Origin of the sequence: Stenotrophomonas sp. PI_27, from assembly GCF_027854495.1 — a bacterium.
GTDB lineage: Bacteria > Pseudomonadota > Gammaproteobacteria > Xanthomonadales > Xanthomonadaceae > Stenotrophomonas > Stenotrophomonas pavanii.
On record NZ_JAJNOF010000002.1, the window covers coordinates 166,135 to 191,962 of the forward strand.

19 protein-coding genes are annotated in these 25,828 nt (G+C 67.7%); 4 read left to right on the forward strand and 15 right to left on the reverse strand.

The genetic code is table 11. From position 1 onward, the window contains the following. Window positions 1-1,059 carry a LacI family DNA-binding transcriptional regulator gene (locus tag LRM18_RS03020; protein ID WP_049467279.1) on the forward strand — a complete coding sequence of 353 codons (1,059 nt, stop codon included), beginning with the start codon at window positions 1-3 and terminating at the stop codon, window positions 1,057-1,059. A 70-nt stretch (window positions 1,060-1,129) separates the two neighbouring features. On the opposite strand, the gene LRM18_RS03025 is transcribed toward LRM18_RS03020, so the two are convergent. The 9 genes from LRM18_RS03025 to LRM18_RS03065 form a co-directional block, all read right to left on the reverse strand. Continuing rightward, entirely contained in the window at window positions 1,130-3,691 is a 2,562-nt protein-coding gene (locus LRM18_RS03025) for an exo 1,3/1,4-beta-D-glucan glucohydrolase (protein ID WP_270950968.1), read from the reverse strand. Further along, entirely contained in the window at window positions 3,688-5,097 is a 1,410-nt protein-coding gene (locus LRM18_RS03030) for a sugar porter family MFS transporter (RefSeq protein ID WP_049467277.1), read from the reverse strand. The genes LRM18_RS03025 and LRM18_RS03030 overlap by 4 nt, the downstream gene beginning before the upstream one ends. Window positions 5,098-5,146: 49 nt before the next feature. Continuing rightward, the gene (gene xylA, locus LRM18_RS03035; RefSeq protein WP_270950971.1) at window positions 5,147-6,481 is read right to left on the reverse strand and encodes a xylose isomerase; all 1,335 of its coding nucleotides are present in this window, start codon (window positions 6,479-6,481) and stop codon (window positions 5,147-5,149) included. A gap of 43 nt (window positions 6,482-6,524) precedes the next feature. Then, a complete protein-coding gene (gene xylB, locus LRM18_RS03040) occupies window positions 6,525-8,018 on the reverse strand; it encodes a xylulokinase (protein ID WP_270950973.1) in 1,494 nt (497 codons plus the stop codon). 165 nt (window positions 8,019-8,183) lie between these two features. Then, window positions 8,184-9,713: a tryptophan halogenase family protein gene (locus LRM18_RS03045; RefSeq protein WP_057494812.1), complete on the reverse strand. Its 1,530-nt coding sequence runs from the start codon at window positions 9,711-9,713 to the stop codon at window positions 8,184-8,186. Window positions 9,714-9,727: 14 nt separating this feature from the next. Further along, window positions 9,728-10,750: a cupin-like domain-containing protein gene (locus LRM18_RS03050; RefSeq protein WP_270950975.1), complete on the reverse strand. Its 1,023-nt coding sequence runs from the start codon at window positions 10,748-10,750 to the stop codon at window positions 9,728-9,730. A gap of 3 nt (window positions 10,751-10,753) precedes the next feature. After that, a complete protein-coding gene (locus LRM18_RS03055; RefSeq protein WP_206632350.1) occupies window positions 10,754-11,512 on the reverse strand; it encodes a SapC family protein in 759 nt (252 codons plus the stop codon). A gap of 130 nt (window positions 11,513-11,642) precedes the next feature. Continuing rightward, window positions 11,643-14,771 (reverse strand): TonB-dependent receptor, encoded by a 3,129-nt coding sequence (locus LRM18_RS03060; RefSeq protein WP_270950978.1) that lies wholly within the window; start codon window positions 14,769-14,771, stop codon window positions 11,643-11,645. A gap of 361 nt (window positions 14,772-15,132) precedes the next feature. Beyond that, on the reverse strand, window positions 15,133-15,993 hold the full coding sequence (locus LRM18_RS03065) for a LytTR family DNA-binding domain-containing protein (protein ID WP_154330624.1): 861 nt from the start codon (window positions 15,991-15,993) through the stop codon (window positions 15,133-15,135). Window positions 15,994-16,164: 171 nt separating this feature from the next. On the opposite strand from LRM18_RS03065, the gene LRM18_RS03070 reads away from it, so the two are divergent. Beyond that, window positions 16,165-17,364, forward strand: coding sequence for an acyltransferase family protein (locus LRM18_RS03070; RefSeq protein WP_270950981.1), 1,200 nt, complete (start codon window positions 16,165-16,167; stop codon window positions 17,362-17,364). Window positions 17,365-17,386: 22 nt separating this feature from the next. On the opposite strand, the gene LRM18_RS03075 is transcribed toward LRM18_RS03070, so the two are convergent. Next, a complete protein-coding gene (locus LRM18_RS03075; RefSeq protein ID WP_049467263.1) occupies window positions 17,387-17,599 on the reverse strand; it encodes a hypothetical protein in 213 nt (70 codons plus the stop codon). Window positions 17,600-17,928: 329 nt separating this feature from the next. On the opposite strand from LRM18_RS03075, the gene LRM18_RS03080 reads away from it, so the two are divergent. Further along, window positions 17,929-19,176, forward strand: coding sequence for an arsenic transporter (locus tag LRM18_RS03080; RefSeq protein ID WP_270950984.1), 1,248 nt, complete (start codon window positions 17,929-17,931; stop codon window positions 19,174-19,176). A gap of 24 nt (window positions 19,177-19,200) precedes the next feature. Here the strand turns inward: LRM18_RS03080 and LRM18_RS03085 are convergent, their stop codons facing one another. The 5 genes from LRM18_RS03085 to LRM18_RS03105 all read right to left on the reverse strand — a co-directional run bounded on the left by LRM18_RS03085 (window position 19,201) and on the right by LRM18_RS03105 (window position 24,630). Beyond that, window positions 19,201-20,634 (reverse strand): porin, encoded by a 1,434-nt coding sequence (locus LRM18_RS03085; RefSeq protein WP_270950986.1) that lies wholly within the window; start codon window positions 20,632-20,634, stop codon window positions 19,201-19,203. Window positions 20,635-20,766: 132 nt separating this feature from the next. Next, window positions 20,767-21,543 carry an ABC transporter permease gene (locus tag LRM18_RS03090; RefSeq protein WP_005409726.1) on the reverse strand — a complete coding sequence of 259 codons (777 nt, stop codon included), beginning with the start codon at window positions 21,541-21,543 and terminating at the stop codon, window positions 20,767-20,769. Further along, window positions 21,527-22,360, reverse strand: coding sequence for an ABC transporter ATP-binding protein (locus LRM18_RS03095; RefSeq protein ID WP_270951033.1), 834 nt, complete (start codon window positions 22,358-22,360; stop codon window positions 21,527-21,529). The genes LRM18_RS03090 and LRM18_RS03095 overlap by 17 nt, the downstream gene beginning before the upstream one ends. Before the next feature lie 14 nt (window positions 22,361-22,374). Then, the gene (locus LRM18_RS03100) at window positions 22,375-23,433 is read right to left on the reverse strand and encodes an ABC transporter substrate-binding protein (protein ID WP_164688435.1); all 1,059 of its coding nucleotides are present in this window, start codon (window positions 23,431-23,433) and stop codon (window positions 22,375-22,377) included. A gap of 75 nt (window positions 23,434-23,508) precedes the next feature. Then, complete coding sequence (locus LRM18_RS03105) at window positions 23,509-24,630, reverse strand: 4-oxalomesaconate tautomerase (protein WP_164688436.1); 1,122 nt, start codon at window positions 24,628-24,630, stop codon at window positions 23,509-23,511. Window positions 24,631-24,739: 109 nt separating this feature from the next. Here LRM18_RS03105 and LRM18_RS03110 point away from each other — a divergent pair, with 109 nt between their 5' ends. Beyond that, complete coding sequence (locus LRM18_RS03110; RefSeq protein WP_049410734.1) at window positions 24,740-25,642, forward strand: LysR family transcriptional regulator; 903 nt, start codon at window positions 24,740-24,742, stop codon at window positions 25,640-25,642. Window positions 25,643-25,828 lie beyond the last annotated feature (186 nt).

Here is a 25,828-nt window from a genome sequence, read left to right on the forward strand (position 1 = left end):
TTGGACAAGCCGAAGAAGTCGGTTCGCCGCAGAACCGCAGGCGTGACCATCGACGAGGTTGCGGCCCTTGCCGGCGTTTCGCCGATGACCGTGTCGCGGGTGATCAACCAGGGCAAGGTGCGTGACGTCACCCGCGAGCGCGTGCTGCGCGCCGTGCGCGAGCTGGGCTATACGCCCAATCTTGCCGCCAGTTCGCTGGCCGCCGCGCAGCACACGCGCATTGCCCTGATCTATACCAACCCCAGCGGCGCCTACCTGCGCGAGCTGCTGGTGGGGCTGCTGCGCGTCGCGTCCAGTTCCGCGCTCCAGCTGGTCATCGACTACTGGGACAACCTGGATGCCGAGTCCGAGCGCAAGGCGGCGCGTGCGCTTGCCGGGCGCGTCGACGGGGTGATCCTGCCGCCGCCCCTGTGCGAATCGCAGGCCGCGGTAAGCGAACTGGTCAAGGCAGGCATTCCGGTGGTGGCCATCGCATCGGGTCGCCTGAGCGACGCCCTGTCCTGTGTCCGCATCGACGATTTCAGCGCCGGCAGGGAAATGACCGAGCACCTGCTCCGCCAGGGGCACACCCGTATCGGCTTCATCCGCGGACGCACTGACCTGAGCGCGAGTGCGCTGCGCTACGACGGCTTCGTCACGGCGCTGCGCGAGGCGGGGCTGGCGGTGGAACCCGGCCTGGTCCAGCACGGCGACTATACCTACCGGTCCGGCCTGGCCGCAGCCGAAAAACTGCTGTCCCAGCGCCGGCCGCCGACGGCGATCTTCGCCAGCAACGACGACATGGGCGCCGCCGCCATTTCGGTGGCGCATCGGCGCGGACTGGACGTCCCGCGCGACCTGTCGGTGGTCGGCTTCGATGACACCTCGGCCGCAACCACCGTGTGGCCGGAACTGACCACGATCCACCAGCCGATCGCCTTCATGGCCAACGCGGCGATCGACATCCTGCTGCGCACCATCCGCCGTCCCAGTGGCGATACGCCCGTGCTGCGCGACCACGTGGTGCCGCACCGGCTGATCGCACGTGATTCGGTCGCCGCGCCGCCCAAGCCCCGATAGCGCTCGCGGCTGGCTCACGCGCGTGGCCCCGCGGTGCATGTACCGGCAGCGATGGCTGCGGTGCGGATGATCATCGCGCATCGCAGCGCACCGTGACCTGCGCCTCGTTCAATGCCCCCAGGGCGACGCGGGACACCGAGAGCGTCATGGTGCCGGCCGTGGCCAGCGCCCAGGGCCGGTCGAGCGCATCCAGCTTCGCACCGGCCGCGGCCAGGCATTTCAGCGGAACACCTACCCGCGTCCACTGGCCCGCCGGCATGGCGGCCAAGGTGGGCGCGATGGCGATCCGCGCCGAACAGCCGGCACCACAGCCTACCGACAGCCATGCCTGGCCACGCGGTGCCGCATCAACGCGCAACGTGGTCAACAGCATCAGGTCACCGTTGGCCTCGCGCTGCAGGTCCAGTGGCGTGTGCGACTGCAGCGCGACGACAGCCTCGCCGTTGCCCGACCACGCCAGCCGCCGCCCGTCTTCCTGGGCCAGGTGATCCACGCCGGTGATCTTCAACCGGTCGCCGGGCAAGGCATCCGGCACGCGGGTCACGTTCAACCCCTGCCCTGCCGCATCCTCGATCCGCAGCGCCATGCCGGGGCCCGCGTCACCGCGCGCGAAGAACACGCCGGACGCGCCTTCGTTGTCGGTGAGGCCCGACGCCTCGGGCAGCACGGGCAGGTCGCCCTTGTCGGCATAGGTCAGGCCGAAGCCGAATGCGAACAACGGGTCGTAGTCCTTCTGGCCCACGTTGTTGGCGTACTGCGTAGCGGTACGCGGCCAGCTGAAACCGAGCCTGCCCTTGAAATCGTGCTGCACGCGGCCATCGGCCCCGCGCAGCAGCACATCGGCGATGCCGCCGCCTTCCGAGCCCGGCAGCCAGGCGGCCACGAAGGCATCGGCGGCGTTGAGTTCCCGGTTCACCCACAGCGGCCGCCCGCTCAGGAAGACCGCAACGACCGGGATGCCCTCGGCCTTGAGCCGCCTGAGCAGCGCCAGGTCCGTCTCGTCGCCCGGCTTGTAGGCCAAGGTGGGCCGGTCCCCTTGGAACTCGGCATAGGGGTCTTCGCCAAACACCACCACGGCCACGTCGGGCTTCACCGCGTAGCGGCCGTCAACGGCAAGCACGGCCTCACCGCCGGCCGCCGTGGCCTGCCGCGCGATGCCCTCGTAGATCGAGTCCGCGTTGGGAAAGTCCTTGCGGGTGGTACCGGTGCCCTGCCAGTTGAGCGTCCAGCCGCCGGCCTGCTTGCCGACATCGTCGGCGCCGTCGCCGGCCACCAGGATCCGCTGCTTCGGCGACAGCGGCAGCAGGCCGTTCTGGTTCTTCAGCAGCACCAGCGATTCGCGTACCGCCTGGCGGGCCACCGCGCGATGCTCGGGCGCGCCGATCAGTGCGAACTGGCCGCCAACGGCCCGCGACGACGGCCGGCCCGCTTCGAACAGGCCGAGGCGGAACTTGACGCGCAGGATGCGGCGCACCGCGTCATCCAGGCGCTGCGACGAAATCCCCCCGTCCTTCGCCGCCGCCAGCGTGGTCTCGTAGAAGCCCTTCCAGCTGTCCGACGCCATCGCCATGTCCAGGCCAGCGTTGATGGTGGCCGGGCAGTCCGTGGTGGTGCAGCCTTTGACCTGGCCATGGCCGTTCCAGTCACCGACCACGAAGCCACCGAACTGCATGCGCCCCTTGAGCACGTCGGTGAGGTAATGCCGGTGCCCGTGCATCTTTTCACCGTTGACGCTGTTGAAGGAGGCCATGGCCGTCTGCGCGCCGGCGGCGATCGCCGGGGGATATCCGGCCGCATGGATGCGCACCAGGTCGGGCTCGCTGATGCGCGTGTCACCCTGGTCCTTGCCGCCGGTGGTGCCACCATCGCCGAGGAAGTGCTTCACCGACGCGATCACATGACGGCCATCGAGAAACTCGGGCGTCCCTACCCTGCCCTGCAATCCCTCCACCATGGCCCCCGCGTAGCTGGCCACCACCTCGGGCGATTCCGAATAGCCCTCGTAGGTGCGGCCCCAGCGATCATCCTGGGGTACCGCAACGGTCGGCGCGAACGTCCACTCCATGCCGGTGACGCGGGTCTCGAGGGCGGTGATGCCACCGATCTGCCGCAGCAGCTCCGGATTGCGCGTGGCACCCAGCCCGATGTTGTGCGGGAACAACGTGGCGCCAATGATGTTGCTCTGCCCATGCACGGCATCGATGCCGAACAGCACTGGAATGGCTTTGCCGCCGTTGGAGGTATCCATGGACGCGTCATAGAACGCATCGGCCAGCGCCAGCCATTCGGCCGGTGACGCGTCGTAGCGGCCACCCGGGTCGGAATTGCCACCGGCCAGGATCGAACCGAGGCGGTAGCGCCGCACGTCATCGGGAGTGAGGCTGGCGATGTCGCCCTGCACGAGCTGGCCGACCTTTTCCTCCACCGTCATGCCGGCCATCAGGTCGGTGATCCGCTTCTCCAGGGCAGGATCCTCGGCCAGTGGCCAGGTGACCTGCGGCCACGGGTCGCTGCCGGTTGCCGCAGTGGCGGCGGGCCGGTCCTGGCCGTGGCAGCCCAGCAATGCCAGCGCCAGCACGGCGACCAGCACGCCGGTGCGGGATACGGAGGTCTGCAATGCCATGGTGCTCATCCTTCCATCTGCTCCAGTTCCTTGCCCTTGGTCTCGTGCACATGCCGCACCACGAAAATCACCGAGATGATCGCCGCCACCAGGTAGATGCCGTAGGTGGCCGCCAGCCCGGCCGCAGCCAGCAGCATCGGGAACGTCACCGTCACCACGAAGTTGGACGTCCATTGCGCCGCGCCGGCGACCGCCAGGGCCGAACCGCGGATCTGGTTCGGGAACATCTCGCCCAGCATCACCCACATCACCGGCCCCCAGGACAGGTTGAAGAACACGACGTAGGCATTGGCCGCCACCAGTGCCAGCGTGCCCATGCGACCGGGCAGCTGCAGGTGCCCGTCGGCCAGCGAACCGCTGGCAAAGGCCACCACCACCAGTGCCAGTGACAGCGACATCCCGGCCGAGCCGAACCACAGCAACGGCTTGCGGCCGATCCGGTCGATCAGCAGCACCGTGACCACGCAGGCACCGATGCTCAGCGCGCCGGACAGCACGTTGATCAGCAGTGCGTCGTTCTCGGAGAACCCGACCGCCTGCCACAGCACCGCGCCGTAATAGAACACCACGTTGATGCCGACCAGCTGCTGGAAGCAGGCCAGGCCGACGCCGACCCACACGATCGGGCGGATCCGCCCGGTCGCCCGGCTCTTCAGGTCGGACAGGCGCGGGCGATGGTGGTCGTTGGACAGCGAGGCATCGATCTCTTCGAGCGTGGCGCGGGCCTTGTCGCTGCCGAGCAGCCGGGTGAGCACGCGCAGCGCGTCGTCCTTGCGCCGCTTCACCACCAGGTAGCGCGGGCTCTCAGGAATGGTCAGCAACAGCAGCAGGAACACCAGCGACGGCGCGGCCTGCATCCAGAACATCCAGCGCCAGGCGGCCTGCCCGGCCCACAGCGGCTCGGTCGACGCGCCCGCTGCGGCCGCCAGCAGGTAGTTGGACAGGAAGGCAGCGGTGAGCCCGGTGATGATGGCGATCTGCTGCACCGTGGCCAGGCGGCCGCGATAGCGGGCCGGAGCGACCTCGGCAATGTAGGCCGGCGAGATCACGCTCGCCGCGCCGACCGCGAATCCGCCCACCACTCGCGCCGCAATGAACCAGCCCGACGAGACCGCCGCCCCGGCACCGAGTGCCGACAGCAGGAACATCACCGCCGACAGGATCAGCACGTTGCGGCGGCCGAGGCGGTCGGCCAGGCGGCCGGCACTGAACGCGCCCACCGCACAGCCCAGCAGCATCGACGCGATCTCGAACCCCTGCATCCATTCACCGGACCGGAACGCCTGGTGCAGGCCATCCTGGGTGCCATTGATCACACCGCTGTCGAAGCCGAACAGAAAACCGCCAATCGTCGCTACCACGCTGATCAGTACGATCAGCCGGGTGTTCTCCCCGCTGCCTGCTGCCTGGTTCATCCCCGTCCCCTTGAGTGCACCGTTGCCGCCGTTGGCCTGCCTGCCGCGCTCAGCGCAGCAGGTACTGGTTGAGCAGGTTTTCGTAACGCTCCTGCTTGCCGCTGGCCTGGCGCGGTTCGCCGAGGCGGGCGGCCAGGCCCGCCAGGTCCGGCAGGCTGAGCGTGCCGCGCTCGAACTCCTGGCCGGCGCCGCTGTCAAAACTCGCGTAGCGCTCCTTGCGCCATTGCTCCCACGGCGATTCGGTCAGCAGTGCATGGGCGACCTCCAGCCCGCGTGCGAAGGCGTCCATGCCGCCGATATGGGCAATGAACAGATCCTCCAGGTCGGTCGACTCGCGGCGCACCTTGGCATCGAAGTTCAACCCGCCCTCCAGCCCACCCTGGCGCAGCACGACCAGCATCGCGCCCACGGTGTCGTACAGATCACTGGGGAACTGGTCGGTGTCCCAGCCGTTCTGCGCGTTGCCGCGGTTGGCATCAATGCTGCCGAGCAGGCCATGATCCGAGGCGACCTGCAGATCGTGCTCGAAGGTGTGCCCGGACAACGTGGCGTGGTTGGCCTCGATGTTGAGCTTGAAGTCCTTGTCCAGCCCATGCTCCTTCAGGAAGCCCACCACCGTGGCGCTGTCGAAGTCGTACTGGTGCTTCATCGGCTCCATCGGCTTGGGCTCGATGAGGAAGTTGCCCTTCAGGCCGATGCTGCGACCGTAGTCGCGGGCCAGGGTGAGGAAACGCGCGAAGTGCTCGATCTCGCGCTTCATCTGGGTATTGGCGAGCGATGCATAGCCCTCGCGTCCGCCCCAGAACACGTAATGCTCGCCGCCCAGCTCGACCGTCGCTTCCAGTGCAGCCTTGACCTGCACCGCGGCGCGCGCGACCACGGCGAAATCGGGATTGGTCGATGCACCGTTCATGTAGCGCGGGTGCGAGAACAGGTTGGCCGTGCCCCACAGCAGCTTGACGCCGGTGGCGTCCTGGCGCGCCTTGGCCAGGCCCACCATGTGCGTGAGGTTCTTCTGGTACTGGCCGATGTCATCGGCATCCGGCGCCAGGTCGATGTCGTGGAAGCACCAGTACGGCACGCCCAGCTTGGTGAAGAACTCGAACGCCGCGTCCACTTTCGCTTCGGCCGTGGCCAGCGGCGAGCCCGCCTCCCACGGGAACTGCCGGGTACCCGGGCCGAACGGGTCGTGCCCGGCATTGCAGAAGGTGTGCCAGTAGCACACGGCGAAGCGCAGGTGCTCCTGCATGGTCTTGCCGCCGATGACCCGGTGGGCATCGTAGACCTTGAAGGCAAGCGGATTGTCCGAGCCCTTGCCCTCGAACGGAATGCGGTCGATGCCGGGGAAGTACTCCTTGGCGCCGATGAAGGGCTGCGTGCTCATGGTGCGTGCTCCTGTCGTTGTACGGGGTGTCGTGGAGGAGCCATCAGCCGCGCTGCAGCGGCGTGATGGCATCAAGGTGACTGAGGAAGCGTGCGTAGGCCCGTGCATAGGCATCGCTGCGATCCGGATCCGGGCGCGCGGACAGCGCGGGATCGACGGTGACGTGCCGTACGGTGATGTCGCTGATCGAAGTGGCGTTGCCCTGCGATCGGGCGAGCGCCCACAGCGCCTGCAATGCCGCGCCAAACGCCGCGCCTTCGGCCTGCACCGGAACGTCCACGGGCAGGCCGAACACATCGGCCACCAGTTGACGCCAGGCCGCGCTGTTGCTGCCGCCGCCGGTGAGCACGATGCGATCGAACTGCATGCCGGCGCGGACGAAGGCGTCGTAGCCGTACTTCAGGCTGTAGGTCGCGCCCTCCATGGCGGCGCGGTAGAGGTGCGCCGGGGTGAAATTGGCAGTGTCCAGGCCGGCCAGCACGCCCTTGCCGAGCGGCAGGTCCGGCGTACGTTCGCCATTGAGGAAGGGCAGCATCAACAGCCCGCCTGCTCCCGGTGGCGTCGCGCGCAGGTGCGCATCGCCGTCGCGCGTGCTGAAGCCGAAGGCACGGGCGACCTGTTCGGTCGCCACGGTGCAGTTCATGGTGCAGATCAGCGGCAGCCATCCCCCCGTGGACGAGCAGAACGCGGCCCAGGCGCCGTCGGCATCGATCACCGGCGATCCGGAGTAGGCAAACAGCGTTCCAGACGTTCCCAGGCTCATCGCCAGGCGTCCTTCGGTGACGCAGCCCGTGCCGATCGCGGCCATCATGTTGTCGCCGCCGCCAACGGCAACCTTCACCGTCGCTGGCAGCCCCAGCGCGGCTGCCGCAGCAGGCGCGATATCGAACAGCGCATCGGGTGATGCGATGGGCGGCAGGCAGGCGGCCAGGTCGCGATCAGGATCGGTCGCGCGCAGCAGCGCCTGCGACCACGTGCGTGTGCGCACGTCCAGCCAGCCGGTTCCGGACGCATCGCCATGCTCGCAGAACCGCTGGCCGGTCAACACGAAATTGAGGTAATCATGCGGCAGCAGGATGGTCGCCAGCCGTGCGTAGGCGTCGGCACGGTGGGTCCGGGTCCAGGGCAGCTTGGATGCGGTATAGCCGGCCAGGATCGGGTTGCCCGCGAGCGCGATGGTGCGGCGTACCCCACCCACGGCGTCCATGATCTGCGCGCATTCGGCCGAGGTGCTGGTGTCGCACCACAGCTTGGCCGGCGCCAGCACCTCGCCTGCCGCATCCACCGGCACGAACCCATGCTGCTGGCCGGAGACCGCCATCGCGACGATGCGTGCGCGCAGCGCGGGATCGATCCGGGCAAAACAATCATGGAGGGCCGCTACCCAATCGGCGGGCGCCTGCTCGCGGCTGCCGTCGGCCGCGCTGTCCAGCGTGAGCAGCGCGCTGGTGGCGGCGGCCACCGTTTGCGCCTGCGGGTCGTAGACCAGCACCTTCAGGCTCTGCGTCCCTGCATCGATCCCTGCAACCAGACCCATCGAAACCGCCTCCGATCAGCAAAAAGGTAGCGCTAACATTCCGTGGACTCAAAAAGGGGGCGTGCTGTCCGGCCCCCGCGTTGCCACCGCATGCGTCATCGCCTGCGGTGTTTCCGCACTGTAACCAGCTGCAGCGGAAAAAGCGTGCTGCAACGCAAAAGCCTGCTACGCGGGCGTCGCCATCGAACGCCACACGTCTGCGCCGGACCTGCAGTACTGCGCGATGAACTCTGCCTGGGTCGGCATCTGCGCCGCGGCGTGCTGCACCGGCTGCTGGATGCCCTTCAACAGGGTGCGCAGATCGGCGTCACTCACCGCCCGCGCCAGCGGATGCGGCGGGCCTGGCGGAATGCCCTGCCCGAGCAGCACGCTGGTCCAGGACTCGACGCGGAACAGCTCGCCGGGGTCCTGCCAGGCGTGCGCACGCTCGCGCCACGCCTGCAACCGCTGCTGCAGCGATTCGGGCACGCGCATCTCGCGGCATGCCTTCCACATCGGCTCGGTGCGCTGCGTGGCGTGGTAGTGCAGGATGATGAAGTCGCGCACGTGCTCCATTTCCTGCCGGCTGACATCGTTGTACAGCTGCACCAGCGACGCGCGGATCCCATCGAACGGGAACAACTGGATCAGGCGCACCACCGCGCTGATCGTCAGGTGGATGCTGGTCGATTCCAGGGGCTCGATGAAACCGCTCGCCAGCCCCAGGGCCACCACGTTCCTGTTCCAGGCCTTCAGCCGACGCCCGCTGCGGAACGGCACCTGCCACGGGTCGCGCAAGGGAGGTGCCCCCACATCGCGCAGCAGCTTCGCCGTGGCCTCGTCATCGGACAGGTGGCGGCTGGAATACACCAGCCCGCAGCCGACCCGGTGCTGCAGCGCGATGTGCCAGCGCCATCCCGCTTCGTGGGCGATCGCCCGGGTATAGGGCACAGGGGGCGCAACCGCTTCGGTCTGCACGGCCACGGCCCGGTCGCACGGCAGCCACTCGTGCCAGTCCTCGTAGCCGGTGCCCAGCGTCTGCTCGATCAGCAGGCCACGGAAGCCGGTGCAGTCGATGAACAGATCCCCCTCGATCACCTGCCCGTCCTCCAGCACCAGCGCCTGCACCGATCCGTCATGCGCATGCTGCCGGACCTGGGCGATCCTGCCTTCGATCCGGCGCAGGCCGTGGCCCTCGGCCCTGCGGCGCAGGAACCGCGCATACAGCCCGGCATCGAAGTGGTAGGCGTAGCTGGCCTGCGGCTGGGTCTGCAACGAGAAACGGTCGCCCCGCGAGGCAATGCTCTCCAGGCAGAAGTCGCCCAGGTCCGAGGGCATGCCGCGGCGCAGGCTGTCCAGCCAGAAGTGATGGAACGGTGCCGCCCAGGTGCCGTGGCCGATGGTGCCGAACGGGTGGAAGAAGCGGTCGCCCGGCAGGCGCCAGTTCTCGAATGAAATCGACAGCTTGAAGGTGCCGGCCACCGCGCGCAGGAAGTCCTGCTCGTCGATCTGCAGGAAGCGGTGGAACGTGCGGATGGGCGGCACGGTGGACTCGCCGACGCCGACGGTGCCGATCTGCTCGGACTCGACCAGGGTGATCTCCAGCTGGTCACGAAACTGGTGCGCCAGCGCACAGCCGGCCAGCCATCCCGCGGTGCCGCCGCCGGCAATGACCACCTTGCGGATGCGTCCTGCGGGGGTGCTCTCGGTATCCACTACGGCGCTCCTTCTCAACGGTTGAGCCTGCCCAGCAGCATCGCGCGCATGCGGCGCGCGCGCGGCTCGTCGAACGGTGCCAGATCCCCGCGCGCGGCGTCAGGCAGGTGCTGCCCGGCGCGCGCGCCGGGGCCGAATACGTAGTACTGGAAGAGCCCTTGCCAGGCCTGCTTTTCGCGCGCCGGCAGGTCGCGCACGGCCCACATCGCGTGGTGCAGCGCCGACAGTGGAGATCCCAGCCAGGCCGGCGAACGGCGCCACCAGTAGTTCACCAGCACGTTGAACGGCGCCAGGCTGCGCACATGGTGCCACCACATCCCCGGAATGAAGATCGCATCGCCGGGCCCAAGCACGGCGCTGCGTGCGTTCGCCAGCGCTTCCCGGAAACGCGGGTACCGATCGAAGTCGGGGCGCTCGAAGTCCACCACGCTCACCACCTGGCCACCGGGCGTGGGATCGAGCGGGCCCGGATACAGATTGTCGATCTGCTCGGGCGGGAACAGGGTGAACTCGCGCTGCCCCACTGCACAGCAGGCGAGATTGTCGGGCATGTCGTAGTGGCACGAGGCCGTCACCCGGTTGCCGATCCAGATGCTGGCCGTGGCATCGATGCCCTGCTTCGCCAGCCCGGCGTCGTTGGCCTGCGCGAATGCCGGCCGCAGTGCCCGCTCGATCGGCAGCGAGGCCACGTAGTAGGTCGGCGGCCGCGGGGACTGCAGCGTGGTGGCGATCTCCTCCAGCACCTGCGCCAGCACGCCGCGCCGCACGTCGAAGTTCAGCCGGGTGTAGTCCGCGCTGTAGAACGGGCGGCCCTCGATCTCGGCGCCGCCGAACGAATACTGGATGGGCCCGCCCGCATCGACGCTGCGCAGGTAGGCCATCGCGTCCTGCGCCGAGCGCACGCCCGCCTGCACCAGTGGCCAACCGCTGGCGATGCCCCGCAGCACGACCGGTTCACCCGCCTCCGCCAGGGCAGCCAGCGGCAGCTCGGCAGGATCGACGCCTTCCAGAACCGGCAGCGGCAGGTTCGCGCGCACCGGTCAGTTCCTGGCCGGTTGCGCCGCGCCGTCCTGGGCGCGGAGGCGGCGCTGCTTCTCGGCAATCAGGCGGCGCATGTTGTGCAACGACGCAAGCATCAGGTACGCGCCTTCCAGGTAGCCGGCGCGGTTCAGTTCAGCCAGGCGTGCGCTGTCCAGCGTCACCAGGCGCTCCCGGTCGATGCCATGCAGTCCGCTCACGCTCACCCGGTGATGCGGCGCGACCTGCACGTCGAGCGTGACCGGCTGGATCAGGCCGCTGTCGTCGAGCATCGCGAACATTGTGGCCGCGTACGCGCTGCCCTCGTGGATGCCGCGCAGTACCCCGGCGATGTGGTCCAGGTAAGGCGTGTTTCCACCCTGTGGCAGGAACACCGGCTCACCGCCGCCGGAGGTGACACGCGGATGGTCCAGGTCGACGTGCATCACCGCGTCCTGGGTGAGCAGGCCGTCCACGTAGTGCTCCTGGAAGCCGATCAGGAACGGCCCTTTTGCGGCCGCGCCCGGCAGGTAGGAGGCATTCCAGCGTCCGTCCTGCAGGTACAGGTTTTCGTGCTGCTCGAAGCCCAGCAGGGCGACGGACTGCCACGCCCCGGTCCCGGTCTCCCGGCGCAGGAAGATCGGATACTCGCGCTGCAGTTCGGCAAACTCGCTGGGATAGGCGGGCACCATGCCCACCGCATCGCCGAACTGTGGCCCGAATCCGGTAGCGACCGTCAGGTCCCGATGCGCGATGTTGTTGAGCATTTCATAGCGGGCCATCAGGGTATCCAGTCCAGTGCGGGGTGGCTGGCCGGCAGAGTAGCGCAGGCGCGACAGGTGCGGCGACACCGTCCCGGCACGGCACCGCTGGCGGGCAGCAGTGCCGTGCCGGACGCATCGGCAACCAGGCTCAGAACTTGTAGCGTACGCCCAGCATGTAGCGCGGGCTCTGGTCGGCCAGCTTGACGATCATCTGCGACGTGCGCGAGCGCCACCGCACATCCTCGCCGGTCAGGTTGATCGCCTCCAGGCTGAAGGACCAGTGGTCATCCAGCGCGTAGTTGACGCTGAGATCCCATTGCTCGTACGGCTCCATATAGTACGGATTGCGGCTGGAGCCCTGGTTGGCCAGGATCAGGTACTGGTCGCGCCAGTTCCATGCCAGGCGCACCGACCACCCGTACTTCTCGTACATCAGCATCGCGTTGGCAGTGTCGCTCAGGCCGGTGAGCGAGAACTGGTCGATACCCGGATCGCCGCCATTGTTGTAGCCGACATCACCTTTGACCACGGTGTAGTTGGCCAGCACGCCGAAGCCGGTGTCACCGAAGAAGTACTGGCCGCCCAGCTCCCAGCCATGCAGCTTGGATTTGTTCTGGTTGATCGGGCGATTGACGTTGAACTGGTAGAGCGGATCGTTGGCCTGCCCATGCAGGTCGTAGGCTGCCTCGGTGGCCAGCACCTGCGCATCGGTGCCGTTGTAGGCACCCAGGCCGGCGGGATTGTTGCGCAGCAACGCCAGTGCGGTGAACAGCGAGGTGTCGTTGGCCGAGCAGGCAGCGGCATTGGCCGGCCCGACCTGGGCGACGCAGGCGCCGCTGGTCAGGAAGTCCAGCGCCGCCCGCGCATCCGGCCCGGAGGTCGGGTCGGTGAGGCCGTACAGGCTTTCCTGGACGACGGTGTTGCCGATGAAGTTGCTGACCGACTTGTTCCAATAGGTCAATGACACATAGCTGGCGTCGGCGAAGTACCACTCCAGCCCCAGATCGAGGTTGTCCGATTCCAGCGGCTTCAGGCTCGGATTCTGCGAGTTGCCCGAGGCGCGCGACGACGGATCGATCAGCACCGAACCGAACGGCTGCTGCGCCCCGGGCCCTGCATACAGGTTGCCGTACGGCGCGCGGGCGATGCTCTTGCCGAACGAAACGCGGCCCTTCAGTTCCTCGGTGAGGTCGATGCTGAAATCGAGGTTGGGCAGGATGTAGCTGTAGCGCGCCTTCTCGGTAAAGGGCTGCTGCTCATCGGACAGCACGATGCGGAAATCGTTGTTGGCCTGCCACTCGATGGACTCGGGGACGGCAATGACCGAGGTCGACACCACATCGGTGGTTTCATAGCGCACGCCCAGGCGGGTGTTGGTGCGCATGCCACCCAGTTCCCCGTCCAGCTCCACCTGGAAGTACGCCGCCTTGGTCTTCTCTTCCACGAAGTTGTCGGCCGCGCGTTGCGGGTTCACACCCAGGCCGACGCCGTACTCGCGCGATGCCCATTGCGCCAGCTGCCCGGCATTGCCGCGCCAGGCCGGCCAGCTGTTTGCACTGTAGTCGTCGAACAGGCCGACGATGCTGACCGGCTGCAGCAGGTCCATCAGGCCGCCGGCGGTATCCCGGTCCACGTTGGCCACGCCCCAGTCGCCCAGGGTCGAATAGGCCTCGGCCGCCTGGATGCGGTGGGTGGTGGACTTGTTGGCATCCACGCCGAACTGGAAGCGCCCGTGGTCGAAGTTCCATTCGCCGTCGACGCGCGCCTGCTTGATCTCGCTGATCTGCGTCTGCGCGTTGACACGCAGCACCTGGGTGCCGATCTCGCCTTCCTGGAAGCCCGGGTTGACCACGCCATTGGTGCCGGCGATCGCATCGGCAGTACTGGGATACCAGACCTGGGTGCCGACCGGCAGGCCATTGTTGAAGTTCAGCTCCTGCACCCAGGAGCCACCGCAATGCGGGCCACGGGTGCAGTTGTTGGTGCCGGCAATGCTCATGAAGATGGAGCCGCCGCCGGTCAGCGGGTCGTTGGGGCGGCTTTCATTCTTCGAATTGTGCGCATCGAAGCTGAGCTTGAAGCGGTCGCTGACATTCCAGACCGCGTTGAAGCCCAGCGAGCCCAGCTTGTACTCCTGCATGCTGCGCTGCTGTTCCAGCCCGAAGTCCTTGGTGCCGGCGATCTCGCGGATGTAGACCGGGGTGGCGACCGCGCCGGAGGTGTCGAACTGGACATTGGTGTAGTTGCTGTTCTGCAGCCACATGCCCTGCTCGCCACGATTCTCGGTGATCTCGTTGGTCGAGTAGGTGTAGTCCATGGTCAGGGTCAGGCTGTCTGTCGGTGCGAACTGCAGCACCGCCTGGCCATTGACGCGTTCGCGCTCGAACTCGGAGAACGCATAACGCAGGTCGTTGGGACGTGCGTAGAGCTGGCCGATGGCCGGCGCATTCACCACGGCCGGGTTGCCAGGCATCGTCCCCGTCCACGGCTGCACGTTCCAGTAGTTCTCCGTGGCCTGCACCGAACCGCCCTTGCGCTTCTGCTGGCTGGCACTGAGGCTGACGCCGAAGGTCTTTTCGGGGTTGCTGTAACTGAAGATGCCCGACAGCTCCGGGGTCAGGTCATTGTCGAACGGCTGGCTGCGGTCGGACACCAGCTTCGCGCCGGCATTGGCCACGATGCCAGCGTGATCGAGCGGACGGGCGGTCAGGATGTTGATCGTCGCGCCGATGCCGCCGCTGGGCACCTGAGCCTGGCTGGTCTTGTACACCTCGATGCCATTGATCGCTTCGGCGGCCAGCTGCGCGAAATTGAAGGCGCGGGTACCGCCGTCCACACCGCCGATGGCCACCTGCCCGGACGCACCGAAGGCATCGGCCCCCGGCATCTGCCGGCCATTGAGCGTGACCATGTTGAACTGGGGACCAAAGCCACGCGCGGTGACCTGTGCGCCCTCGCCATCACGGCGCTCGATGGAGATGCCGGTGATGCGCTGCAGCGACTCTGCAAGATTGGTGTCGGGGAACTTGCCGATGTCTTCGGCACTGATCGCGTCGACCACGCCGGCCGAGTCGCGCTTGATGTCCATGGCCTGGCTCAGGCTGTTGCGTATGCCCGTGACCTGCACGGCATCGAGCTGGGTGGGCTGCGACGGGCTCTGCGGCGGCTGGCCGGTTGCCGGTGCAGCGTCCTGCGCAAAGGCGGGGTTGATGACCAGGGCGCCGCCCACGAAGGTGAACATCGCCCTGGACCGGAGCTTCGCCAACGTGCGGCTCATGAACCGATCCTCGGGCCTTGGGTGCCACGGAAACTGCAAGTGCTCATGAAAGTCCCCTCTGACATACGATCGAATGGATGTACCGCCCCCTCCCAGGGGCACGCACGGGCGTGGCCCGCATTCCAAACCGAACAGCGCGGGTGCTGGAGCACGCCGCGACTTACACTTGCTTTTCAAGCCTGCCAGGACAAACACGCGGCAAAGAAGGCAGCCCCAGGACCTTGGATCCCCGTCCTACTGGTAGCGCTACCATCGCGTTGCAGCGGAGAGTAATCACCCAGGTTCACCGTTGTCACCATGCAGCGCAGCAATTCGACCGCGCACCGATGCAATCGATGCCAGCGGTCCCGCGCCCCACCCGCTAGCCTGCCGCCAGCGCCTGCCGGAGCACGGGCAGCTGCCGCCTGCTGCACGGCACCCGTGCGCCATCGGCCATGTGCAGCACCGCGTCGCCACCATCGGCAGGCTCGATCGAGCGCAGCTGGTGGCGGTTGACGAGCCAGCTGCGGTGGCAGCGCAGGAACACCGACGGATCCAACCGCAGCGCAAGCGCCGCCAACGTGGTACGCAACGGATAGTCATGCCCGCGCACGTGCAGGTTCACGTAATTGCCGGACGCCTGCGCATATTCCACATCGTCGGTGGCCACCAGGAATTCCTTGCCCAGCTTGCGCACCAGGAAATGCCGTGGCCGCTCAACCGGCTCCACCGGCGCCGCGTCTTCCGGCGCCGCGAGCAGATGCGCCTCACCCTGTTGGCGGCGTCCGAACCAGCTCATCAGGTGTTCGAGCAGCACGATGCTGAAGAACACGCGCACGTCCTTGAGGTACTCATAGCCCAGGCGCGAGACCCAGCCGGCACCGTCCACGTAGCTGGCACCAAGACCCAGGTAGACCAGCTTGCGCAGCGCCATCATGGCCAGTACGTGCAGCAGCGACCAGCCGATGCTGGCCAGCAGATAGAGCGGAAGGCGGCGCCGCCAGGTCTCTGCATGCAGGGGCCAGCGCCTGCACCCCCACCAGATCGCCGGCAGCGTGAGCAGGATCACGCCGACACTGCTGAGCTCCCAGGTCAGCGGCTCCCAGAACGCCAGGGCGTCGCCGCGCCGCTGCGCGTCCATCACTTCCACGGCGCTGTTGGCCAGGGCCATGAACAGCAGCAGCGCCGCCCACACGGCCAGGCGGAACGTGAGCCGCCAGGGCGGCGTCGAAGCTACAGGCATGCGGTTTCCCTACCACGCGCGCAACGCGCGACGAAGGGGCCATTCTAGGGATGCCGCTGGTCCCTGATCGCCTGCCGTTGGTCACTACCGGGCCGCAGGCAGGCCCTTCCCACCCCATGGGACCATGTCGCGGTGGCACGCTGGCTGCCCCCTGTCCGCTGCTGCCCTGCCATGAACCGACGCCACGACATCGACGCGCTCCGCGTCTTCGCCTTCGCACTGCTCATCCTGTATCACACCGGCATGGCGTACGTGGGTGACTGGGGCTTCCATCTGAAAGGCAGCTTCACCACCGACGCGCTGCAGTGGCCGATGCGGCTGCTGAACGGCTGGCGCATGTCGTTGCTGTTCCTGATCTCCGGCGTCGCCATCGCGCTGGTGCGGCCGCGCCTGCAACGGGGGCGGTTCATCCTCATCCGCAGTTGGCGCTTGTTGCTGCCGCTGCTGTTCGGCATGTTTGTGGTGGTGCCGATCCAACCCTACTGCGAGGGTGTCAGCCGGGGCATGGTCGCGCCAGGCTTCTGGGACTTCCTGCTGCGCTACTGGCAGGTGCGGCCGTGGCCGGACGGTAGCTTCGCGGGGGACCGCTTCGGCATCACCTGGAACCACCTGTGGTACCTGGCCTATCTGTGGGCCTATACGGTGGTGCTGGTGGCAGCCCTGCCGCTGCTGGATTCGGCGCCGCTGCGGCGGCTGAGTGCCGGGCTGGCCGGCGCACCCGCCGCTGTGCTGATCGGCACGCCCGCGCTGGTGCTGCTGCTCTGGCTGGCCTGGCTGGCGCCCGACCACCCGCCCACCAACACCTTCGTGGAGGACCTCTACCAGCACGCCAAGTACGGCACCGTGTTCCTGGCCGGCTATCTGCTGGGCCGCGAACCACGCTTCTGGCAACGCGTGCAGGCCCTTCGCCGGGTGTCGCTGTGCATCGCTGCGGGTGCGGTGGCCTGGTACCTGCTGCTGGAAGCGCTGGGGCACTGGCTGCCCGTCGATTCGGTGCTGCGGCGCTGGCCGCCGCGGTTCTGGGGCCTGCAGTCGCAGTACTGCGAAGTGCTGTACGCATGGGCCATGCTGCTGGCCGTGCTGGGCTGGGGCAAGCACTACCTGGACAGGCCGTTCCGCTGGTTGCCGTACTGCACCGAAGCCGTCTACCCGTGGTATGTGCTGCACCAGAGCCTGCTGATCGCACTGCTGTTCTGGCTCAAGCCGCTGCAGCTGGGGCCGTGGCTGGAGCCAACGCTGCTGCTCGCAGGCACCATCGCCGGTTGCCTGCTGCTGCATGAGGCGGTCATCCGCCGCTCCCCTTGGTTACGGCCCCTGTTCGGACTGAAGCGCAGGGCAGCACGTACCACCGCGCACGCGCGTGGCGATTGATCGGCATCGCAGCGCGCAGGCGCTACCACTCCGGTCCCAGCAGCTTGTTGACTTCGGCCTCGAGCTTCTGTGCGGCTTCGTCCTGCGACGCAACCTTGATGCACAGGCCGGACTGCGCCGGCCCCGGCGTCACCTGGTAGCGGTTGATGATGCCGCCGCCGTCGCCGTCCAGTTCCACCCGCGCCACCACCGTGCGCCCGTTGGCATGGAAGGTCCAGTCCTGATAGTCAAACATCGTCGAAAAACGGCCTGCCTGGGAATGGCCCCACTTTAGGCAGGCCGGAGGTGAAGAACGCTCCAAGAAGACGTTCAGCGCGCGTGGGCACGCTGTGCTTCGCCCCGCGTCTGCCACGTCCTGCAGGCCCCCGGATGTCCGCGCGCCCGTCGCGGACCGCCGCTGTCACGGAACGTGCCGGGCAGCGGCGTTCGCTGCACCGGTCCGCACGGTATGATGCCGCGATCCCGGAACCTGCGATGACCGCAGCGGCCGTCCATCCGCTGATCGCGCGCGCCAGGACCCCTCGCGCCGGGGTCGCTGCAGGCACCGCTGAAGCCCCCACCCCCATGCTCGCCTCCCATTCCTCCCTCGTCATCTGGGCAGCGGTCGCCGTTGCCACCGTCGGCCTGCTGTTCCGCCCCTTCCGCATCCCCGAGTACGTGTGGGCGCTGGCTGCTGCCGCGCTGTTGCCGTTGCTGGGCGCGGTATCGCTGGACACCGTCTGGGGCGCCGTCGCCGAAGGTCGCGACGTCTACCTGTTCCTGGTCGGCATGATGGTGCTGGCCGAACTGGCGCGCCGCGAAGGGCTGTTCGATTGGTTGGCGCTGTATGCGGTGCGGCATGCCGGCGGATCGGGGCGACGCCTGTTCGACCTGGTGTTCCTGGTCGGCACGCTGGTGACGGTGTTCCTGTCCAACGATGCAACGGCCGTGGTGCTGACGCCGGCCGTCTACGCCGCCTGCAAGGCCGCCCGCGCCAATGCCCTGCCCTACCTGTTCGTCTGTGCGTTCATCGCCAATGCGGCCAGCTTCGTGCTGCCCATCTCCAACCCGGCCAACCTGGTGGTGTACGGCCAGCACATGCCGCCGCTGCTGCAGTGGCTGGCGCAGTTCGGATTGCCCTCCGCGGCGGCGATCGGTGCCACCTACCTGGTGCTGCGCTGGGTGCACCGGCGCGAGATCGCGCAGCCACTGGTGGCCGCGCCGGAGCATCGCCCGCTGACGGCAGGCGGGCGGCTGAGCGCACTGGGCGTGCTGTTCACCGGCAGCGTGCTGCTGGTGACCTCCGCACTGAACGGACCGCTGGGCCTGGCGACCTTCTGTGCCGGTGCGCTGAGCGTGGCGATCGTGGTGATCCGCCAGCGCCATAGCCCGCTGCCGCTGCTTCGCCATGTCTCCTGGGGCGTGCTGCCGCTGGTGGCGGGGCTGTTCGTGCTGGTGGAAGCGGTCGCGCAGACCGGTGTCATCCAGAGTGCGGCCGGCGCGCTGCAGGCGATGGCCAAAGCGTCGCCCCACCAGGCCAGCTGGCTGGCAGGCGGTGCGGCGGCTTTGCTCAGCAACGTGGCCAACAATCTGCCGGTCGGCCTGGCCGCCGGTTCGCTGGGCCAGATGGCAGACCTGCCGGCGCAGACCCGTGCTGCACTGCTGGTCGGCGTGGACCTGGGCCCGAACCTGTCGGTGACCGGCTCGCTGGCCACGATGCTGTGGCTGGTGGCGCTGCGTCGCGAGGGCGAGCATGTCAGCGCGCTCGACTTCCTGCGCGTCGGCGCGCTGGTGATGCCGCCTGCCCTGATCGGGGCACTGTTGCTGCTGTGACCCGAAGGCAGGCGGCACCCGGCGCTAGAAGGCCAGCTGCAGGCGGGTGTTGAACGTCGTGCCCTCGTCCTTGCCCGCTGCACTGCCGTTGCGGTGGCGGGTCTGCCAGCGGACCGCCTCGAACATCACCCGGCTGAAGTCGTTGAGGTACCAGTTCGCGCCCAGTGTCCACGCGTGGCCGGTACCGCCACTGGGCAGCTCGGCATAGTCCACGTCCTCGTAGCGACCCTTCAGCTCCCACGCGCCGCTGCCGCCGCGCGTCACCGGATCGGCAACCTTCACCTTTCCCCAGGTACCCGTCTTGCCCGCGTAGGACGGTTGGGCGCCCGCCACGAACCAGCCGGCCGAGATCGCCCACGCGTCGTGATCGCGGTCATAGCGACCGCTGGCATCGCTGCCCCGCAGGCTGCGCGTACCCCATTCACCGGTCGCCCATGCCGGGCCGAAGAAGCCGGCCAGTTCCGCACCGTAGGCGGTGCTGCGCTCGGCCCCCAGCAGTGTGCCCGGCGTGATCCTGACCAGATCATTGAAATGACCGGCGATGGCCGAACTGCGCACCACGCTGCTGGCGCCGGCGGGAATCTTCTCGTGGAAGGCCCATGCACCCAGATGCAGGGTGGCGCCCGCGGTGTCCAGCGGGTTCCAGTGGACGCGCGTGGCCCAGGTCTGGCTGTCGTTGTCGGTGCCGGCGTTGTTGAGATCGTTGCCGGCCACCGACAGGCTGGCATGCCAGCCCTTTCCATACACCCGCTCGGTGAGCCCGACACCAAACAGGCCGCGCTGTGGCAGCAGCAGCGTGCCGACCACGTTGCGTTCCTGGAACGGCGTGTTGGAGGTGCTGCTCGAGCCGTCGATACCGCGATCATTCAAGCGGTTGCCGATCGTGAGGTCGGCCGGCACGCCGAACAGCGTGTGGTCCAGCGTGGCATAGACCGACTTCCACGCCACCGCGTTGTCGGCGAAGTCGCCCTCCACGACCCAGCCCAGGGTGCCGTAGCGCCCCTCGGCCCCCAGGCGCACCGAACGGATCTCGGTACCCGAAACGTTGCGGCCGGCGACCGCCGAACCGTCGGTGCTGGAGGCATCGACGAACAGGCGTCCACGGGGACGGAACACCGTCGTGCCGTCGGCGCTGCTGAACTCCGGTGCGCCCTTGCCCCAGGAGACCTTCGGCAGCCTGGACTGGCTCGATTCCAATGCGGCTACCCGCGTCTCCAGCGCAGGCGCGGGCGGCGTGGACGGTGCGGTCGCACTGCCCTGCCCGCCTTCGACAGCGCGAAGGCGTGCTTCCAGTTGCTGGATCTGCAGCGCCTGCTGCTGCACCAGGCGTGACAGCTCGGCCTGGCTCAACGGCGCGGGCAGCGAGGACGTGGACTGTGCGTCGGCCTGGCCACTGGCCAACAGCAGGCCGAGCGCGACCGACAGCGCTGCCAGCGGCAGCACGGTAGGAGGGTTCATGGGCTCTCTCCGGCCAGCCGGCCCCCTGGCCTGGCGCTGGCCCGTTGCGGTGGTGCGGGGGAAGATCGGGGAAGGAAGCACGCGCCGCCGGATCGGTCCGGCGGCGCGGCAGGCGGGCTCAGCCCGTCCGGGTCAGCTGGTGGCCTGTGCCTGCGCGTTGGGACGCCAGGTGATCAGTTTGTTCTCGACCACGTCCAGCAGCGCGTCGATGACCAGCACGAAGGCGGCCAGGATGATGATGCCGGCGAACACACCCACAGCGTTGAAGTTGCCTTCTGCCTGCGCGATCAGGTAGCCCAGGCCCGCCGAGGCGCCGAGGTACTCACCGATGATCGCGCCGACCACGGCAAAGCCGACCGAGGTACGCAGCGACGAGAGGATCCAGCTCGCCGCCGCCGGGAAATACACGTGGCGCAGCAGGTCGCTGCGGCTCGCCCCCAGGATGCGGGCATTGGCCAGCACCACCGGGTTCACCTCGCGCACGCCCTGCATGGCGTTGAAGAACGTGGTGAAGAACACCAGCGTGACCGCCAGCGCCACCTTCGACCACAGGCCCAGGCCCAGCCACAGCACGAAGATCGGCGCCAGCACCACGCGCGGAATCGCGTTGAAGCCCTTGATGAAGGGATCGAGGATGCGCGCCGAGCGCCGGCTCAGGCCCAGCCACACGCCGCCCGCCACGCCCAGGCCGGTGCCGATGATGTAGCCCAGCGCGGTTTCGGTCAGCGTGATGTACACGTGCTGGTAGAACGAGGTATCGGACAGCCAGGTCCAGGCCTGCTGCACGATCGCCGTCGGCGACGGGAAGAAGAACGGATCGATCACGCCCAGCGCGATACCGCCCTCCCAGCCCCCGAACACGGCGACCACCAGGGCCAGCTGGATGAACTTGTCAGTCTTGGCGTGCATAGCTCTTCTCCACTTCGCCGCGCAGGCAGGCCCAGATGTCGCGGTACAGGCCGGTGAAACGGTCATCCAGCTTGATTTCGGCCACGTTCCGCGGCCGTTCCAGATCCACATCGAAACTGCGCACCACACGGCTGGCCGGACCGGAGGACAGCACCACGACGCGGTCACCCAGGGCGATCGCTTCTTCCAGATCGTGGGTGATCAGGATCACCGAGCGCCGGTCCTCCTGCCACAGGCGCAGCAGCTCGTTCTGCATCAGGTGCCGGGTGTGGATGTCCAGCGCCGAGAACGGTTCATCCATCAGGATCACCTTCGGTTCGACGATCAACGCCTGCGCCATCTGCACGCGCTTGCGCTGGCCACCGGACAGCTGGTGCGGGTAGCGATGCTCGAAGCCGGCCAGGCCGACCTTGGCCAGCCACGCGTTGGCCTTGGCCTTGCGTTCGGCCTCGGGCACGCCGCGGAAGCGCAGGCCGAGTTCAACGTTCTGGTACGCCGTCTTCCACGGCAGCAGCGCGTCCTGCTGGAACAGGTAGCCGACCGACTCCTGCACGCCGCTGACGGCACGGCCATCGATGCTGACCTGGCCCGACGACGGCTTCAGCAGGCCCGCCACGGAATTGAGGATGGTGCTCTTGCCGCAGCCGGTGGGTCCGACGATGGCGAGGAATTCGCCGTCACCCACCTGGATGTCGACATCGCGAACGGCGGTGAATTCGCCGAAGGACATGGTCACCTTGTTGATGGCGACCATGGTCTGTGCAGGCTCCAGCTGCGGCGCGCCATTGAGCTGGCGCACGGTGGCATTGAGGGCCATGGGGTTACCTCCGCTTACGGTTGGGCAGCCGGCGCCGCAGCGTTGGCACGCTCGACGAAGGCATTGGTGTAGGTCCTGGACAGATCGATGTTGGCCTTGGCCACATCCGTGTTGAACTCGCGCAGCACCTTCAACGGCGTTTCCAGGTCGGCCGGCGTGAAGTGACCGTCGCGGGTGAAGATCGCGCGGGCGTTCTCCACTGCGCGCGCATAGGTGGCACGGTCGCCGGAGACGTAGCTGTCCGGCAGCGCCGCCACGATGTCTTCGGCACTGTTGTCGGCGATGAACTTCAAGGCCATCTGCTCGGCGCGGGCGATCTTCTCGGCCGCCTCGGGACGCGCGTCCAGGAAGCTCTGGTTGGCATACATCACCGAGGTCGGGTACAGGCCGCCATAGACCTGGCGGGCGCCGTCGTCGCTGCGCGCGTCGAGCAGGATCCTGCCGACCTTGCGTTCAGTGATCAGGGTGGCGGCCGGATCGTAGTTGACCAGCAGGTCGATCTTGCCCTGCTCGAGCGCGGCCACCGCTGCGGCGCCCGAGCCGACGCCGATCAGCGAGATGCTGTCGGCCGGAATATCGTGCTGGGCGAGGAAGTGACGGACGAAGAAATCCGACGATGAGCCCGGTGCGGTGATCCCGACCTTCTGGCCCTTGATGGTCTCCGGGCGGGCCGGATCGAAGGTGGCATCCTCGCGGCCGGCCATCACCAGGCCGGAGTTGCGCGAGAGCAGCACGAAGGCCACCACGTCCTTGCCCTTGGCCTGCATCTGGATGGTGTGGTCGTAGAAGCCAACGGCCACGTCGGTGGAATTGGCCACCAGCGCCTGCAATACCTTGGAGCCGCCCTGGGCGAAGTTCTCGGTCTTCACCTGCAGGCCGACGTCCTTGAAATAGCCCTTGGCGTCGGCAATGAAGAACGGCAGGTTGTTGAGGTTGTAGGAGCCGACGCTGATGCGCACCGGTGCGGTGTCAGCGCTGCCTGTGGCCGTACCTTCGGCGCGGCCGCTGTTGCTGCACCCGGCTGCGGCCAGGCCGGCCGCGCACAGCGCGGCCATCAGGAACTGCTTGTACATCATCCCTCCCAGGAGTGAAGCATCTACGTTGTGGTGGCGGGCAGGCACGCCTGTGCCGACCCGGCCGGTTTCAGATCATGCCGCTGACGTCCATTGGCGGTCTTGGGTGGTACTGGCCCGGACGGGCGCGGGCGAGGTTGCATATACCCGGCCGTCGAACAGGCGGCGCGCGGTGCGGACCACGCTGGCAATCACCGGCGCATCGCCCGAACTGCGACTGAGGCCCACCTCCAGGGCCCCGCTCGGATGTTCGAGGGTAATGCGGCCGGGAACGGACAGGCATCCGACCAAAGTGTGGGCCAGCGTGCCCGGCGTGACGGCAGCGGTGGCCAGGCCGACTGCACCGGTGATCGCCAGTGCGGTGTGGCATTGGTGCGGCATGAAGTAGCGCACCTGCAGATCGCCGCCGTGTTGCGGCGCCGACAGCAGCACCGGCTTGGGGATGACCTTGTTGCCGGCGTCGGCGATGCCCATGCGGGCGCCCGCCTCGATGCGCAGCGCTTCCAGCCGGCGCATGAACGCGGCGTCCGCGTTCAGTTCGGCGGGCGAGGCATCCCCGTGCACGCCCAGGTCTTCGGCACGCACCAGCATCATCGGCATGGCACAGTCCACCAGGCTGACCGGCACGCCATTGATGGTTTCCTGCGCGTGGCCACTGGGCAGCAGCTTGCCGGTGCGGGCACCTGCGGCATCAAGGAAGGAGAGCCTGACCGGCGCGGCCGAGCCCGGCGCGCCGGCAATGCGCGTATCACCGCGGTAGACCACATGGCCGCCCGGCGTTTCCACCGTGGCGATGATCAGCTTGCCGGTGTTGACGTTGTGGATGCGCACTTCCGTCTGCGGATCCTGCGCCTGCACCAGCCCACGCTCGATGGCATACGGGCCCACGGCCGCCAGCATGTTGCCGCAGTTGGGCGAGGTATCCACCACCTGCTGCTCCACCCGTACCTGGGCGAACAGGTAATCCACATCGGCGTCCGCCCGGCTCGAGCGGTCGATGATCGCCACCTTGCTGGTCAGCGCGTTGCCACCGCCGATGCCGTCGATCTGCAGCGGATGGCCCGAGCCCATCACTTCCAGCAGCAGGCGATCGCGTTCGGCGGTGTCGGCCGGCAGGTCGCTGGCCAGGAAGAACGGGCCCTTGGAGGTGCCGCCGCGCATGAGCACGCAGGGAATGCTGAGCAGATCGTTGGTCATACGTGTGCTAGATTGATGCGTATAGGGGATGAATGACCCCTCTGTGATTCGATACTGGCATGACCTCAATTGATCTGTGAATTGCTGATTTTTGGATGATTGATACCCAATGAGCATCAATTGCGAAATCCTGGATCTGCGCGCATTCCTGCTGGTGTCGGAGACACGCAGCTTCCATCGCGCCGCTGAAATCCTGCACGTCTCCCAGCCGGCGCTCAGCCGGCGGATACAGAAGCTGGAGCAGGCCGTGGGTTCGCCGCTGCTGGAGCGCACCACGCGCAGCGTCAGTACCACCGCTGTCGGCGAGAACCTGCTGCCATTGGTGCGCCGCATGCTGGAGGAATTCGATGGCTCGCTGTTCTCGCTGCGCGGCCGCGAAGACACCCGCGGCGCCACCGTTACCATCGCGTGCCTGCCGACGGCGGCGTTCTACTTCCTGCCCAGCGTGATGGCGCGTTTCCACGAAGCGCACCCGAACGTGCGCTTCCGCATTCTGGATATCCCGGCCACGGAGGGTCTGCAGGCAGTGGAACGTGGCGAAGTCGAGTTCGGGATCAACTTCATGGGCGCCAATGACCCGAATCTCGATTTCGACGTACTGGCGGAGGACCCCTTCGTGCTCGCCTGCCGGCGTGACCATCCGCTGGCCCGAAAGCGAAAGGTGGAGTGGGCCGACCTGGCCGAGCACCAGTTGATCACCGTGCATCGCACCAGCGGCAACCGCACGCTGCTGGACGGTGCACTGGCGCGCGAGAACCTCAAGTTGAGCTGGCACTACGAAGTGACGCACCTGTCGACGTCACTGGGCATGGTCGAGGCCGGCATCGGCGTGTCGGTGCTGCCGAAGATGGCCACGCCGGACGGGGATCATCCCACCCTGGTGACACGCGCGATCGGCAACCCGGTGGTGTCGCGCACGATCGGCATCGTCCGCCGACGCGGCGCCCTGCTCTCGCCCACGGCGGAGCGATTCCTTCAGATGCTGATGAGCCAGTGGCGTGGGAACGTCTAAGGCGCTGGACGTCTGACTGGGCTGCTGCGCAGGCTGGGCTTCCGCCATGCACCCTGCCTGGTCACCGAAGCGTCGGACAGCGACCTGTCCGACGTGCTGTTGCCCGCGGCGGTCAAACAGGACGCGGATTGCTGGCACCGCGCTGTTGCTGCAGAGCCACCGCCAGTGGCGGCCCATCGGTGGCAT